At 49.7% G+C, this 14,335-nt stretch carries 15 protein-coding genes; 13 read left to right on the top strand and 2 right to left on the bottom strand.

The features are described 5' to 3' along the window. The first annotated feature begins 9 nt into the window (after positions 1-9). From ACFQ03_RS04165 to csaA, 6 genes are all read left to right on the top strand, one after another. Positions 10-894: a carbohydrate ABC transporter permease gene (locus tag ACFQ03_RS04165; RefSeq protein WP_144933804.1), complete on the top strand. Its 885-nt coding sequence runs from the start codon at positions 10-12 to the stop codon at positions 892-894. Positions 895-940: 46 nt separating this feature from the next. Continuing rightward, positions 941-3,322 carry a hypothetical protein gene (locus tag ACFQ03_RS04160; protein ID WP_379286265.1) on the top strand — a complete coding sequence of 794 codons (2,382 nt, stop codon included), beginning with the start codon at positions 941-943 and terminating at the stop codon, positions 3,320-3,322. Positions 3,323-3,925: 603 nt separating this feature from the next. Further along, positions 3,926-4,753: a TrmB family transcriptional regulator gene (locus ACFQ03_RS04155; protein ID WP_150960581.1), complete on the top strand. Its 828-nt coding sequence runs from the start codon at positions 3,926-3,928 to the stop codon at positions 4,751-4,753. 165 nt (positions 4,754-4,918) lie between these two features. Further along, the gene (locus tag ACFQ03_RS04150) at positions 4,919-5,647 is read left to right on the top strand and encodes an AzlC family ABC transporter permease (RefSeq protein ID WP_150960582.1); all 729 of its coding nucleotides are present in this window, start codon (positions 4,919-4,921) and stop codon (positions 5,645-5,647) included. Beyond that, entirely contained in the window at positions 5,638-5,967 is a 330-nt protein-coding gene (locus ACFQ03_RS04145; protein WP_144933800.1) for an AzlD domain-containing protein, read from the top strand. The genes ACFQ03_RS04150 and ACFQ03_RS04145 overlap by 10 nt, the downstream gene beginning before the upstream one ends. Before the next feature lie 566 nt (positions 5,968-6,533). After that, entirely contained in the window at positions 6,534-6,863 is a 330-nt protein-coding gene (gene csaA / locus ACFQ03_RS04140; RefSeq protein WP_144933799.1) for a chaperone CsaA, read from the top strand. A gap of 213 nt (positions 6,864-7,076) precedes the next feature. Here the strand turns inward: csaA and ACFQ03_RS04135 are convergent, their stop codons facing one another. Then, on the bottom strand, positions 7,077-7,337 hold the full coding sequence (locus ACFQ03_RS04135; protein WP_379286261.1) for a hypothetical protein: 261 nt from the start codon (positions 7,335-7,337) through the stop codon (positions 7,077-7,079). 333 nt (positions 7,338-7,670) lie between these two features. Here ACFQ03_RS04135 and ACFQ03_RS04130 point away from each other — a divergent pair, with 333 nt between their 5' ends. Next, a complete protein-coding gene (locus ACFQ03_RS04130; protein WP_379286259.1) occupies positions 7,671-8,549 on the top strand; it encodes a methyltransferase domain-containing protein in 879 nt (292 codons plus the stop codon). 81 nt (positions 8,550-8,630) lie between these two features. Here ACFQ03_RS04130 and ACFQ03_RS04125 read toward each other — a convergent pair whose 3' ends face one another. Continuing rightward, the gene (locus ACFQ03_RS04125) at positions 8,631-9,215 is read right to left on the bottom strand and encodes a hypothetical protein (RefSeq protein ID WP_379286258.1); all 585 of its coding nucleotides are present in this window, start codon (positions 9,213-9,215) and stop codon (positions 8,631-8,633) included. Positions 9,216-9,588: 373 nt separating this feature from the next. Here ACFQ03_RS04125 and ACFQ03_RS04120 point away from each other — a divergent pair, with 373 nt between their 5' ends. The 6 genes from ACFQ03_RS04120 (at position 9,589) to ACFQ03_RS04095 (ending at position 14,300) form a co-directional block, all read left to right on the top strand. Beyond that, positions 9,589-10,308, top strand: a complete 720-nt coding sequence (locus ACFQ03_RS04120) for an AAA family ATPase (protein ID WP_150960598.1) — start codon at positions 9,589-9,591, stop codon at positions 10,306-10,308. 111 nt (positions 10,309-10,419) lie between these two features. Then, positions 10,420-10,779 carry a hypothetical protein gene (locus ACFQ03_RS04115; RefSeq protein ID WP_379286257.1) on the top strand — a complete coding sequence of 120 codons (360 nt, stop codon included), beginning with the start codon at positions 10,420-10,422 and terminating at the stop codon, positions 10,777-10,779. Between the two features lie 652 nt (positions 10,780-11,431). Continuing rightward, positions 11,432-12,229, top strand: coding sequence for a helix-turn-helix domain-containing protein (locus ACFQ03_RS04110; protein WP_144933795.1), 798 nt, complete (start codon positions 11,432-11,434; stop codon positions 12,227-12,229). A gap of 353 nt (positions 12,230-12,582) precedes the next feature. Beyond that, the gene (locus ACFQ03_RS04105) at positions 12,583-12,996 is read left to right on the top strand and encodes a VOC family protein (RefSeq protein ID WP_144933794.1); all 414 of its coding nucleotides are present in this window, start codon (positions 12,583-12,585) and stop codon (positions 12,994-12,996) included. A gap of 41 nt (positions 12,997-13,037) precedes the next feature. Continuing rightward, a complete protein-coding gene (locus tag ACFQ03_RS04100) occupies positions 13,038-13,316 on the top strand; it encodes a DUF2277 domain-containing protein (protein ID WP_150960587.1) in 279 nt (92 codons plus the stop codon). A 213-nt stretch (positions 13,317-13,529) separates the two neighbouring features. Continuing rightward, positions 13,530-14,300: a DeoR/GlpR family DNA-binding transcription regulator gene (locus ACFQ03_RS04095; RefSeq protein ID WP_379286255.1), complete on the top strand. Its 771-nt coding sequence runs from the start codon at positions 13,530-13,532 to the stop codon at positions 14,298-14,300. The last annotated feature ends 35 nt before the right edge of the window (positions 14,301-14,335 follow it).

Genomic DNA, 14,335 nt, shown 5'->3' with positions numbered 1-14,335 from the left:
CGGATCGTTATGGTTAGAAATGTCACGTTGATGTCGCGTACGGCGGATACCATAATTATCGCTATATTGGTCATTTCGTCACTGTTGTGTATCTTTCCGATCTGGTACACGATTGCGGTGTCCTTTAGCGACAAGGCCGCAGTGGCTGCAGGCATGGTTACCTTCTGGCCGGTGGACTTTACGCTTTCCTCTTACAAAAAAATCCTGCAGGAACAGGCCTTCTTCACGGCATTCGGCGTTTCGCTCAAACGGGTTTTCCTGGGAGGGATCATCAACTTTGTCGTCTGCGCCATGATGGCGTATCCGCTGTCCCGCACACCGGAGCAGTTCCGCTTCCGCAATGTGTATATGTGGTTTATCGTATTTACGATGCTGTTTAGCGGCGGGCTGATTCCCTGGTTTGTTACGATCAAGTCGTACGGCTTGCTGGATACGATTTGGGCATTGGTGCTGCCGACGGCCGTTCCGGTGTTCAACGTCATTTTGCTTGTCAACTACTTCCGGAGCATCCCGAAGGATATGGATGAGGCCGGGATGATGGACGGGGCCGGACCCTGGTATATGTTGATCAAAATCTATTTGCCGCTGTCGGTGCCCGTGCTTGCGACCATCACACTGTTTAGTATCGTGGGTCACTGGAACTCGTTTTTTGACGGGCTTATCCTGATGAACAAGCAGGAGAATTATCCGCTGCAAACCTACATTCAGCAGTTGGTGGTGCAGATCAACACGGATAACATGACGACGGAAGAGCTGCGCCAGATGGCACAGTTGTCCAATAAAACATTAAATGCGGCGAAAATCGTAATTTCGATGCTGCCGATTCTGGTGGTGTATCCGTTTTTACAGCGTTTTTTCATTCATGGCATTATGCTGGGCTCGGTAAAAGAATAGGAGTGCGATACCGCAATTCCAGAACCGATAGAGGAGGAAGTCAATCATGTCATTACCCGCACAGGATGCTTTGATCCGGATCGGAGGTCCCCGCTGGGAAGCTGCGCTGCACCGGAACGGTCAGGTGGATCGCATGCGGCTGTTGTCGGATGAAGGCTGGATCGATGTTGATTTCAGAAAAGGGCCGTTTGCCGGCTTCACGTGGGTAGGGGAATGGAACGGCGAAAAACATGTGATCGGCGTAACGCTTGATGCGCAGAAGACGGATGAGGCGGTTTTTGCGGGAGGCTCGGGCGCTTTGGAATGTTCGCTGCGCTATCACAGTATAGGCGGGCAGTTGGCGGTTAGCGCGGCCGTCACCAATACGGGAAGGCTTCCGCTGCAGCCGCAATCGCTGGGGCTGATGACCGGAATCGATTCCTATATGGAGAAGTTCCCGGATTGGAATGATAAATTTTTCCCGACGCTGCTGCGGTGCGAGCGAACGCATTTCTGGGGCTACTGCATGAGACCGGAAGGGGCGCTTATCGCCCTTGCATGCCCGCAGCCGGTAGCGTCCTGGAGCCTGCAGTACAACGTCGGCTACATGGAAGGGGAACTGGAATGGGGCGGCCACCGCGTCGAAACGTTTACGATTGATTTCCTTCATGCAGGCCCCCTGCCTGAGCGCCACCCGCAGACGCAGTTCCAACTGCTTCCGGGCAAGACGAAGGAATGGACGCTCCGGCTGATTCCGCTTCAGCGTCTGGATGGGCTGCTGCCGGCGCTTGCGCCGGTCTGTGCCGCTCCCATGCTGGAAATCGCACGGACGACGCTGGCGAAAGGTGAAAGCACCCGCATGATTATTCATTCCGACGAGAGCGTCACGGCGCGGATTCAGATGCCGGATGGGCAGCGGATGACAGTGCGGCCGGAAGCAGCCGGCGGGAATAAATATGAGCTGTTGATCCAGGCAGGGGAGGCCCGGGGGCATATCCGGATCGATGTGGAGAATAGCTCGGGCAAGCAGAGCGAAGCGATTGTTTCCGTCAGACCCGACTGGCTGTGGTTTATGGACAAGGCGAGGGCGGCGGCGCTTGTCTATCCGCCGAGAGCGACGTCGCACTGCGAAAGCTGGTACGGGCTGTATACGCTCTACTTGTCACAGCAGTATTTTCCGGATCGGGAGCTGCTGGAACGGACGGAGCAAATTATGGAATCCATTTACCCATTGATGTTTGATATGGAAAGCCATGAACCGCTGCTGGTGAAGCACAGAATCCAGAACGTAAGCTCCATGGTGGGGATTCTGGTCGACCGCTACGAAGCGACAGGGGATGAAGCCGTACTGCAAAGAGCCTCTGATCTGGCGGATTGGCTCATACGGCATGCACAGCACCCGGACGGCTCCTACCGCGCCGGGAAAACACATTATACGTCGGTGATCTATCCGGCGAAGAGCCTGATGGAGCTGATCCTGGCGGAACAAGCTTTGGCCGCCGATGATCCGCTATGGCGTGAACGGCTTGTCCGGCATACCGCTTCCGTGCGCAGAGCGATGGATGAGCTGGCGGCGGCGGACGGCGACATCGATACGGAAGGCGAGCTGACTTATGAGGACGGCATGATTAGCTGCAGTGCGCTGCAGCTCGGGTTATTTGCGCTGATGCAGCCGGAGAATGAGCGTGCCGTATACCGGGAAGCGGCGCTGAAGCTGGTGGACGGACATGAGTGCCTGGCCAATCTTCTGATCCCGGACGGACGCCAAAGAGGGGCGACCAGACGGTTCTGGGAATCGCAATATGACGTGGCCATCCAGCCGAATATGCTGAATTCGCCGCATGCCTGGACTTCCTGGCGCACCTACAGCACCTGGTATGCTTATCTGCTGACCGGCAAGCTGTACTATTTGGAGCAGACGATGAACGCGCTGGGCAGCTGCGTGCAGATGGTCGACATGAATTTGGGAGCGTTAAGATGGGCGTTTGTTCCCGACCCGTACGTTCGGGCAAGGCAGATCAGCAAGCAGATGATGGTAAGCGATCGGAGACGTGCGCAGGAAGGGCATCATCATACGCTGAAATATCCTTCGCAGGAATTCGTCATCGGCGAGCAGTACATCGGGATGATCTCGGATTGGCATGAGACCAATCTGCAGGATAACGACGTGCATGAGCATTTTAAATGCCTGGCCGAGGTGGCGCTGGGCAAAGCATATGCGGCATACGACGAGCATGGAAGCTTGCGGACGTGGAACTGCCGCGCCGAAGAAAAGGACGGCGTGCTTCATGTGTATCCAACCGAGCCGAAAGTGGAACGGGTTCATCTTAACGTGGGTGAGAAGCAGGTCGCCGTTCATTTTGAAACGGGAGATGTTGCGGCCAATCTGCAGGAAATGGTTTGGGTCCATGCGGATGGAAGGATGATGCGGGATTTATATATGATATAAGAGAGTAAACGCCCACAGCTCCGACAACCCGCAAACGGTGCGAAGTCCGCATATCGAGCGTTTCACCCGCTGGGTGGACAGAGAAGCGGGCGCTGAGCCTCCGGAAGGAGTATTTTGCCCAGCGCCCTGCATCTCGTTTAAATTTTATAGATATTTCCTATTGAATATATTGGTTTTATATATTTCTGTTATAAGGAAATTTCCTGTACACTCCTGTTATTAAGCGGTTAATAAGGAGGAGATATGGGATGAATGGCATTTCTTTATCGGCCGGAGGAGTTCTTTTTCATGGGGAAGAATAGGAGGAAAACCATTCTGTTCCGAAACCAAACAGAATTATGACCGGTATATCTTGACAGGCATAATGTCTTCAAATTATAGTTGTTAGTAACATAACAACTGTTGTTTTCGGCCCGGAATCATGCGCGTTACATTCTCGCGAATCTACCTTCACAAATGATTAACGGTTCACATGGAGATGAACCGTTTTTCTTCAGCCGAAACTATAGTAGCTATAAATATAACTTCTATAACCCGGTTAAAGGAATGAAGGTTCGGGTCGGAGGAAGCAGGAGCAATAATAAAGGGTGGGATGCGAGAAATATGGATGCTGTTTTTAAAGAACTGCAGAAGCTCGGCTTTTCGCCGTACGAGTGTAAGGCCTATGTCGGATTGCTGAAGACACATCCGGTTACGGGATATGAAATCAGCAAGCGCTCCGGCGTTCCCCGGTCGATGATCTACGAGGTACTGGGGAAGCTGATGGACAAAGGGGCCGTTCATCTGGTGCCCTCCGAACCGGTTAAATATTCGCCGGTGCCTGCGGAGGAGTTAATAGACCGGCTAAGAAAGCAGTTCGAAGAATCGCTTTCCTATTTGGAGAAAGAGTTGACGATGCTGCAGCAGGAGCGGGACATAGACGTGATCTGGCACATCCGCAGCGACGAGATGGTCATGAATGAAATCACAGAGATGATCGCACGCACTGAGAAAGAACTATGGCTCTCGGTTTGGGAGCCGCAGGTTCCGATGATTCAGGCGGCAGTGGAACGTCATCTGCGGGAAGGAGTTCATGTTTTCTCTGTTCTGTTCGGGTCCCCGGACAAGACGATTGGAGCGACTTTCCATCATGATTACATGACGCCCGAGGTGGTCCGCGACAGGACGGGCGGGCACCTCACCATTGCAGCCCGGGACGGGGAAGAGGTCATCATCGCCAATTTTACGGATCAATCCACCTCCTGGGCGGTCAAAACCCATGATCCCGTACTCGTCCTCGTGGCGACGGAATATATCCGACATGACATCATGATCGAAAAAGTAACGGCACAGTTCGGTCCCGAGCGGCTGGATGCTCTCTGGCGCAATAACCCCGATCTTGTGCACGTGATGACGGGGCGGAGGCCCGACGTGCTAAATGATTTGGAGTAAAGTGCGGCTAACATTATGCTGGATCGGGTTAATCCCCTATCATTTATGGGCAGGCCCTGTATTGGGTGAGAAAGCAGCTTTATCCGCTTTCCCCCTGCAGAGCAGCAGTTGCATTATTTTAAACGAGCTAATCAATAAATAGAAAAATAGAGCTATGGAGGAACCATGAGTAAAAAGGAAGTTCTTTTGCGGTATCCAGCCGGTCAAGAGGAGAGCTTCATGCAAGGGGTAAAGGATTGCCTACCCACGGTGCTGGGTTATTTAAGTATCGGATTTGCCGCCGGTGTGCTGGAGAAGACGGCCGGTTTATCCTTGGCGGAAATCGCCCTCATGTCGCTGCTGCTTTATGCCGGATCGGCGCAGTTCATCGCCGCCGGGATGCTTGCCTTGAGCAGCCCGGCCACAGCCATTATTTTTACTGTCTTTTTTGTCAATTTGCGCCATCTTCTCATGAGTGCGGCGGTGGCCCCCTATTTTCGCCATCTGCCCGTATGGAAGAATGTTGTGATCGGCTCCCAGCTAACGGACGAAACGTTCGGCGTCGCCGTGACCAAGCTGGCCGGGAAGTCCAGGGGAAGCTACCGCTGGATGTTCGGACTCAATCTGACCGCCTATCTCAACTGGCTGCTGGCCAATTTGGCGGGAGGAATCTTCGGGCAGTGGATAGCTTCGCCGGAGGCCTACGGGCTTGATTTCGCCTTGGCGGCCATGTTCATCGGCCTGTTCATGCTTCAACTGACCGAGCGCAAAAAATATGGGCTGGATCTCATCGTTGCAATCAGCGCCGTCGTGGTGGCGGTGGCCGGATCGGTCTTTCTGTCCGAGAGTGCCGGTGTATTGATTGCTATTGTGATTGCCGCAAGTATAGGAGTGTGGGTGGAGAAATGGAAGTGAGATGGAGTTTTCTATGGATGCTGCTCGGGGCATCGGCAGTCACCTTACTGCCAAGGGTGCTGCCGCTTGTTGTACTGAGCCGCATACAACTGCCGGAATGGGGCCTGCGCTGGCTCCAGCATATTCCGATCGCGGTCATGTCCGCCTTGCTGGCTCAGGAGCTGCTGGTGTCCGGCGGCTCCTTGGCGCCGTCGTGGATCGGGCTGCTGGCCGCTCTGCCGGCTTTTGCCGTGGCGTATTTTACCCGGAGCCTGCTTGGTACGGTGGTGACCGGGATTATTGCGGTGATGCTGATCCGTTACTTGTCCGCATTGATTTAGCTTTATTGCTTTGCGGCAAGAAATTCCTCTATGATGCCCATGGGTAAAGTTTTTTTTGGCGTGAGAGAGGCAATCTAACTGTATTTTATGCAGGTAGATTGATGTGAATGGCGGAGGATGATTGAAGTAGCTGGAAACTACATTTAGATTCGTGCTTTTTTGCAGATATCGCCCTTTTGGCACAAAATAACTGTAGGTTTTCCAGTAAGTTTTCGATATTTCATCGGAAAGAGCCCATTTACCTGGATGAAATCCATTTAGACCCGTATTCCGCTGGCACGGCAGCATCCGACTAAGATAATTTTCAGGATGGCTGTATGCCTGCCGGAGGTCCATCCAGATGGACGGTTCATTTGCTATGGATGAAGTTAGCACATTCAGCCGGGGAGGCGCAGAAACTGCCGGTTGGATCAACGAAATGATAGATTGGGAAAGAAGATCCCCAAAGGAAAATTCCAGGGTCTGCTCCGGCGATGAATCACTTAATGGCCTAGCGGGCTTCACGGTTCGATTGGTGAAAGTCGGGACATAAGGATTCCCGGCAGACCTTTAGAGGAGGAATGGAAATGGCGACGATAGACGATTTTATGAAGCTGGATCTGCGTATAGGGACGATCAAGAAGGCCGAGCCGTTCCCGGAAGCGCGGAAGCCGGCGATCAAGCTGGAGATAGACTTCGGCCCTCTCGGGCTCAAGCGCTCCAGTGCGCAGATTACGAGAAGGTACTCGCCCGAGCAGTTGACAGGCCGCCAGGTAGTGGCGGTGGTCAATTTCCCTCCGAGGCGAATAGCGGGCTATGTCTCCGAAGTTCTGGTGCTGGGAGGGGTCCCGGAGGATGGGGATGTCGTTCTGCTGCGTCCGGATGAGGCCGTTAAAGACGGGACTCCCATTGCTTAAGCACGGTTACCTGTTCTTACCACATTAGAAAGTTTAAGTTCATTAAAGCATTAAAATGGAACAAACTTTCTAATTGGCATAAAAAGCTTCTTCTAATACCGGGTTATTCATCTTCGAGATGGCTCCGTTAGAAGCTTTTTTTACCACAATCAGAATTTATAAGTTATTGCGTCCTGAATAACTTCAAATTCTATTTGGCGATAAAAACATCCTTTAAACGCGGTCGCTCATCCATGAAATACTCCGATAGGAGTTTTTCTCATATTTCATCGGTAAACGCGCCTGTCCAAAGGACGGCGATAGCCGTTTATCCTTGTCTTGAAGTATTAAGTAGTAGCTGTTACTATTTGAATAACCGGTTCGAGGAACGGAATGGCGGGACTGAAGATAAAGCCCCCGCCTTTTTTTGGCGCTTTCTGGATCTCCATAAATTTCATGGTAGAAATGATGCCCGGTATGATTGGAAAAAGCCATGTTCCCCATCGACCTTCTTCAAACTTCATCTCAAAAAGGTTCCAGTTGGTTGACCTTCACCGCTGTCCGCGATCCGGACAATTCCGTTTGCTTCTACCCCCCTGGCTCTCATTTATTTGACCCAATATCCTTCCCGCTCGCGGCCGATGCTCAGCACAGGTTGCTGGAAAAGGTGGACATCGGAGCTTCATCGTCTGCATCTGGAATTCGGCCATGTATTCAGCCAGACCACTTTGAAGGTATACTCACGATGCTTATACTTCTTGAAAATTGCTTTCTCTTTTCAACCGGCCAAGGTAGGACCAGTCCATTTTCAAAAAGGAGCTTGATTCGATGTCCGAGTACTATTGGGATAACAAGGTGGACTATTTAAGCAACACCCGAGGGCTGTATTACAATGACGATTATTTGGAATTTCTGGTGGGAACCGTTTGGAAAATCAACGCTCCCGTGAACGTGATCGATTTCGGCTACGGTTACGGCTATCTGGGCCTGAAATTGCTGCCGCTATTGCCGGAAGGCTCCTCTTACACCGGGTTGGATCGAGGTGAGGAATTGATTCGGACGGCTCGGGAGGTTTTTCGAACGCTGCCTTATTCGGCCAGATTTATCGCGGGAGATTTGGAAGAACTCCAAGTGGAGCGAAAGTACGACATTGCGGTTTGCCATGCCTTCCTGTTACATATGACAGAGCCAAAAAAGATGCTCCGCAAGATGATCGACAGTGTCGTTGACGAAGGAAGGGTGATCTGCTTCGAGCCTCATTGGATCACCGGCATGGCCGGCTACCATCTCGAAGGGGCCGACTCCTCCCGGATCATTCCGCTGGACATCCTGCAGAAGCTGTATGAGAAGGACGGGGCCCGAACGGGCAAAGACGGAAACATCGGCATTAAGCTGCCTATATACATGAGCCAATTGGGCTTGCGGAATGTGCAGTGCAGAGTAAGCGATAAGGTGAATTTCCTGGATCAAACGATGGAGCAGCCGGATAAGGAAGATCTGTTTCGCTCTATCCAGGCGGACGGATTCGCGGCCAAACCGGGAAACCAAGAGCAGTTTGTCCGTTCTTTAGAGAAGCGGGGATTGACCCCGGAGGAAGCACGCAGACAATATGAAGCTGAGGTCCTGCTTTCCGGGCTTTTTAACATGGATTCCTATTTAGCTTATGCTCCCGCCATGAAAATCTCCTTCGGCACCGTGAGAAGGTAGGGGTTTATATCTGAAGGTTGATATAAAGGGAGGATCCCCTGGGAAAAACATAAATCATTTTATTACGGTATGATTTATTGTTCATTGATCTTTAAACTTCAAATTCATATAACCTACCATATTTTCGTCGATAACATCTGCTAAACATTCTTTAATTTCTTCCGGATTGGTTTGATTAACATCCGTAATTACAATAACTTTGTTTTCCAGATCTTTATATACGACTGATACACCATTAATTCCATAAGAACGGATGTAGTTATCGATCGTGTCTTTCGCTTCCTTTAATTCTTGTTTTGAGAATTTCACTTTTTCAAATTTTAAATATTCCGTATAACTTGTTTTACTCAATACGGTATCTTTAATCTCTTGCGATAAATTTTGGTATTGCAGAACTAAATTTCCATCATCATCATAATAGAAGCCATCCGGTTCAAAGCCTGCATTTTTAACATTGGTAATTAACTGCTGTAAGTCATTTGCCATCTCCTCTTTCTTTTTTAATTCTTCTACATCTTCATTGGAATTCTTTGATTCGGAGGCATGAATTCGAATTTCTCGGTCGTCGTCACTGTCTAAATTAGAAGATGCCCCATGAGAAGTATTGGGGATTACTAGAAGTATGGTAACTACAGACGTCCAAAGTAATTGTTTTTTGATTTTCATATTTTCGCCTTCTTTAGCCAATAGAATATACTAAAACTTATGTATATTTTGTCTTTAGCTTAATAAATAACTTACTTCAAACTAATGACGCTTCGTAAAGTGATGTTGTTACAAAAAAAGCATATTTTTTACATTGTAAGAAATGACAGTAATCGCGGTTTAAGGATTGAGGTTGTGTGCAAGTTCATATTTTGCAACCAAGCAAAAATGAGAGTTTGGCAACCGAAATAGTTCTGCTATGAACTTTGTAAGATAATATCTATGATTTCGCAGGAGAATATAGGAGGTAATAGACGTAACGTTTCTGTTATGATAGAGCAAAAGCTATGTTTTCTAAGCAATATAGCAGTAACGAAAGGTGAATCATCCGATCATGTATCTTCATGAAATTACTCTGCTGAAGGACAAGATCCGCAACCCCAAGGAATATCCGTTCAGCATTCCTTCGATTCGAACCTTGGGGACCTTGAAGCTAAGGAAAAATGTAACCTTCTTCGTCGGAGAGAATGGCTCGGGGAAATCTACCCTGTTGGAGGCAATCGCCTACCAATGCGGTTTTAATACCGCGGGAGGGAGCCGGAACAATCTGTTTGAACTTGCAGCCTCCGAGGCGAGGCTCGGGGACTATATACGGCTTTCGTGGCTGCCCAAGATCAACCAGGGCTTCTTCCTGCGGGCGGAATCCTTCTACTCCTTCGCCAACCACATAGACGAGATAGCCAAGGAAGACCCGCGAATCTACCGGGCGTACGGGGGGAAATCGTTGCATGAGCATTCGCATGGAGAGTCCTTCCTGGCGCTGTTCCAAAACCGGTTCGGGCGGAAAGGAATCTATCTGCTGGATGAGCCGGAAGCCGCCCTTTCCCCGGCAAGGCAGCTTGCTTTTCTGAGCATCATCCACGAGCTGCAGAAAGATTCGCAGCTCATTATCGCCACTCATTCTCCCATTTTGCTTGGCTATCCCGATGCGGAGATTTATCATTTTGACGAACCGCCAATTCGTCCGATCCCGTACGAGGAAACCTCTCATTATCAAATCACGAGGAGATTTTTAGAGAACCGCAAAGCTTATATGAAGGAATTATTGGACTAAGGAACAGCAGTAGAGCACTGTGACCGGCTCAACGGACGGGTAAGGAAGTTTGTTGATCGAACCGGGTTAACCTGCATGGAACCAAGAAGGATGGTGAGGAGGTGCGAACTTGTGAGTGAAGATATCTTGAATTTTCTTAATGAAAGGTATCCTGTCGTTCTGCAAAAAATTGAAGCCGTGAGCGACGGAATGTACCGCTGTTACGGAAATCAAGGGATATATTATGCACGGATCGGCCAATACAGAACCTATGAAGAGCAATTGGAAGAAGTCCAGTGGACTAATTTTCTGTACGAACAGGGAGTCGGGGTTTCGCCTGCCATAGCTTCCGTAAACGGGCATGAGGTGGAAACGATGCTTCCCGGGATGCATATGTACTGGGACCAGCGGAAGCTAAGCGAGGAGCAAGTACGGCTTATGAATTTGTATCGCATTAGAATAGAACAAGACCATCCTGTTATCGGCTGGTGACCTGTTGTTGGCTGCCAAGCTCAGGGGATAGATGAACTTTATGGCTGTAAATATCGATATGATCTGTAAGTTGGTATGTATAGTAATGCGTTATTATCCCATATAGCGAAAAGTCCATAGGTCGCGGAGTGCCGGGGAACGAAAGTAAAGAAGCGTACATCCAAGACAAGCAATAATGCATGTCTTTTGGCAAGAATCCGTCCAAACCCGGCCAAGACGCGTGCACTTTGCCGATCCTGTCCCCAAAGAAGAGCAAAAGTGCATGTCTTTTTGCGCAGATTCGGCAAATCTTGGGAAAGACGAGCAAAAATGCAGGTCTTTTCCCGCCAAAAGCGGAAAATCGGCAAAATCGCCAAATTTACCTGCACTATTGCTGGTCCTTTGCGGATTTCGGCCATAATGCCTGCAAAGACCTGCACATTTGCTGGTCTTCGTTCTTTAGGGGTGCATTTTGCCGATCCTGTCTGGTCCTTTTCTCTATCATCTTGGGGTGTCCCAGGCTTCTGTAAAACGGTTCGCGCAGTGGACCCGTTTTTTTTCATCTCAACATTTTTTTCATCTGAACAGTTGATTAGGTGAGCTCATTAATATATAATATTACACGAACTAACGTTCTGTTATTCCGATCCCGGCAGAAGAGAGGTGTGGGACTGTGACCGACCGATATCCGGAAATAGACGGGGTCATTGCCTATATTCACCAGCATATCTATGAACCGTTATCGCTTGACCGTCTGGCTCGTTATGCGGCTTACAGCCCCTATCATTTCGCCCGGATTTTCAAGGAGCGGATGGGGCTTCCCCCGCTCTATTATATTTCCTCCCTGCGGCTTCAGAAGGCCAAGGATTTATTATTGAACACGAATTTAAGCATTCGCGATATCGGTCTGGAGATCGGCCAGCAGAGTCTCGGAACCTTCACGACCCGCTTTACCGAACGGGTAGGCGTGACTCCGGCAGACTTTCGGAATCAGGTGCTGCAGGCGGATAACCATTTCCGTTCCTTGCAGAGGCTGGAGCGCTGGTCTGTCTCTCATGCATCGGCAAGCGCGTATTCACGTGTAGAAGGGAATATCCAGTCAGAGATTCCGTTCGAAGGGGTCATTCTGATCGGCTTGTTTGCCAAGCCTATTCCCGAAGGGATTCCGTTATACGGAACTCTTCTGTCCTCCGTCGGGGAGTTTTGCTTCGAGGGGGTTAAGCCGGGCACATACTATTTAATGGCCACATCGGTTTCCTGGGGGATGCAGGCGAAGGATATTCTGCTGCCGCATACCACCTTGCGTACCCGGTCCAGGCAGCCCATTATTGTGGAGCCTTATTCCGCAGTTCCTTATCAGCAGGTCATGCTGCGTACACCTCGCCTGGACGATCCGCCCATTCTCATTTCGCTGCCTTTATTGATGAACCAGTTTCTTAATCGCGTTCTTCAGCATACCCATTCATTATGAGCCGGGGTCTGCTTTCGCTGAGTGAAGAAAACCATCGCTTCGATGGTAAACGCTTTAGCTCAGGTAAATTCAATGAACAATAGGGCAATGGACGAAAAGTAAGTTGAAAATCGCAGCTAGGTTGATCAATAAAGCGGTTTCTGAAAAAGCTGCGATTTCAAGTGCAATTAGAGGCAAATCAGCTTATGAAATCCAGGCAGACATCCATAAATAAAGATCGGGTTGGTTTAAATATCGTTCCCTTGACTTTTTCGTTGTCATTATCATTGTCGTCATCATAGCAATCCATAAGAAATTTGCTGTCGGGTCATGTGCTACAATCAAAGTAATTCATAAACCTAGAGGTGATATCAATGAAAATGATTACGAAAAACATCTTTATTAATTTACCAGTTAAAGATTTGCAGAAGTCGATTGATTTTTTCACGGCATTAGGGTTTGAATTCAATGCCCAATTTACGGATGACAAGGCGACCTGCATGGTAATACACGACAATATCTTTGCCATGCTTCTGGTGGAAAGCCGCTTTAAAGATTTCACCAAGAAGGAAATTGCCGATGCCACGCAGAGTACGGAAGCGATCATCGCCTTGTCGGCAGAGAGCCGGGAACAGGTGGATGAAATGGTTAACCGGGCTCTGGCCGCCGGAGGAAAGCAGACGAACGAGCCGATGGACCATGGATTCATGTACCAGCGGAGTTTCGAGGATCTCGACGGCCATCTGTGGGAAGTAATGTATATGGATGCAAGTGTGATCAATAAGTAGTAAGATGGATAATAGATAACGATTATCCAAAGGAGAAAGCTATGTGCCGAAACATCAGAACCTTGTTCAATTTCGATCCTCCGGCCACCGATGAGGAGGTACAGGCGGCCGCCCTCCAGTTCGTAAGGAAGCTATCGGGCTATAACAAGCCTTCGAAGGCGAACGAGGAGGCGTTCGATCGCGCTGTCGATGAAGTGGCTTTGGCGGCCCGCCGTTTGCTGGATTCACTCGTGACCGAGGCCGGGCCTCGCAATCGGGAGATCGAGATCGAACGGGCTCGTGCCAGAGCTGCCAGAAGGTTTGGGAACGGGAACGGCTAGCTTGAGAGTGAATGTGAAGGAAGAGGGAGAACGTTAAGGTTCTCTCTCTTTTTTTTGTGGCTGACCAATACGAAAACCACATCATACAACAAAAATCCATTGACAACAGTCAAGAATGGTTTGTATTATAGATAAAAACCAACAGAACAGTCATTAAGAATGTGGTTTTGCAGAGGAGTTCCGCCCGATTTGGTGATTTCAGGAGGTGAAGGGATGTCATTAACCTTTGAAGAGCGGAAAAGGACGATTCTGGAGCAACTGATGAAAGAGGAAAAGGTCCGGGTACCTCAGTTATCGGAGCAGTTGAACGTTTCGATGGAAACGATACGCCGTGATCTGGATCGGTTGGAAAAAGAAGGCCTGCTCAAAAAAGTGTACGGCGGGGCCGTCAAAACGCGACTGAACATGATCGAGCCACCGTTTTTGCAAAGAGCGCAAATGCACCGGGAGGAGAAGGAGGCGCTCGGCAGATGCGCTGCCCGGCTCGTCAATGACGGGGAAACGATCATGATTGACAACGGGACGACTACAGTTGAAGTGATCCGTTATTTGCACGATCGGTCAGATGTAACGATTGTTACACATTCGATCTCGGCCATGCTGCTGGCGGCGGAGATGTTTCCGGGACGGATCTTTTTTGCCGGTGGCGAGGTGGACGTCAAGCTGCAGTCGGCTGGCGGATCACTGACAGAACGGATGCTTGAGCAGTTTAAGGTTCATAAAGCGTTTATTTCCGTCGGAGGTGTCTCGCTGGTGGATGGAATTACGGACTACGATGTCAACGAGGCTAGCATCTCCCGCAAAATGATCGAGCGCGCGGAAGAAGCAATCGTCTTGGCCGATCATTCCAAGCTGGGGGTGACTACATTTGCCAAAATTGCAGATCTTCAGGAAGTATCGATGATTGTGACCGATCGGAATTGCCCTGCGGAATGGATCAGGCACCTGCAGGAGAAAAATGTAGAAATCAGGTTGGCGGAGTAGAATCGGTGAAGGTTGATCTGATCTTCATCCGGAGG

Source organism: Paenibacillus residui (genome assembly GCF_042677205.1).
Classification (GTDB): domain Bacteria; phylum Bacillota; class Bacilli; order Paenibacillales; family NBRC-103111; genus Paenibacillus_L; species Paenibacillus_L residui.
The sequence above is the reverse complement of the archived record's forward strand: the minus strand, read 5'-3'. Positions and strand labels throughout refer to the sequence as shown.

Coding starts and splice junctions, on each gene's coding strand:
- ACFQ03_RS04165 (WP_144933804.1), top strand. CDS start 10: ATGGTTAGAAATGTCACGTTGATGTCGCGTACGGCGGATACCATAATT.
- ACFQ03_RS04160 (WP_379286265.1), top strand. CDS start 941: ATGTCATTACCCGCACAGGATGCTTTGATCCGGATCGGAGGTCCCCGC.
- ACFQ03_RS04155 (WP_150960581.1), top strand. CDS start 3,926: ATGGATGCTGTTTTTAAAGAACTGCAGAAGCTCGGCTTTTCGCCGTAC.
- ACFQ03_RS04150 (WP_150960582.1), top strand. CDS start 4,919: ATGAGTAAAAAGGAAGTTCTTTTGCGGTATCCAGCCGGTCAAGAGGAG.
- ACFQ03_RS04145 (WP_144933800.1), top strand. CDS start 5,638: ATGGAAGTGAGATGGAGTTTTCTATGGATGCTGCTCGGGGCATCGGCA.
- csaA (WP_144933799.1), top strand. CDS start 6,534: ATGGCGACGATAGACGATTTTATGAAGCTGGATCTGCGTATAGGGACG.
- ACFQ03_RS04135 (WP_379286261.1), bottom strand. CDS start 7,337: ATGGCTTTTTCCAATCATACCGGGCATCATTTCTACCATGAAATTTAT.
- ACFQ03_RS04130 (WP_379286259.1), top strand. CDS start 7,671: ATGTCCGAGTACTATTGGGATAACAAGGTGGACTATTTAAGCAACACC.
- ACFQ03_RS04125 (WP_379286258.1), bottom strand. CDS start 9,215: ATGAAAATCAAAAAACAATTACTTTGGACGTCTGTAGTTACCATACTT.
- ACFQ03_RS04120 (WP_150960598.1), top strand. CDS start 9,589: ATGTATCTTCATGAAATTACTCTGCTGAAGGACAAGATCCGCAACCCC.
- ACFQ03_RS04105 (WP_144933794.1), top strand. CDS start 12,583: ATGAAAATGATTACGAAAAACATCTTTATTAATTTACCAGTTAAAGAT.
- ACFQ03_RS04100 (WP_150960587.1), top strand. CDS start 13,038: ATGTGCCGAAACATCAGAACCTTGTTCAATTTCGATCCTCCGGCCACC.
- ACFQ03_RS04095 (WP_379286255.1), top strand. CDS start 13,530: ATGTCATTAACCTTTGAAGAGCGGAAAAGGACGATTCTGGAGCAACTG.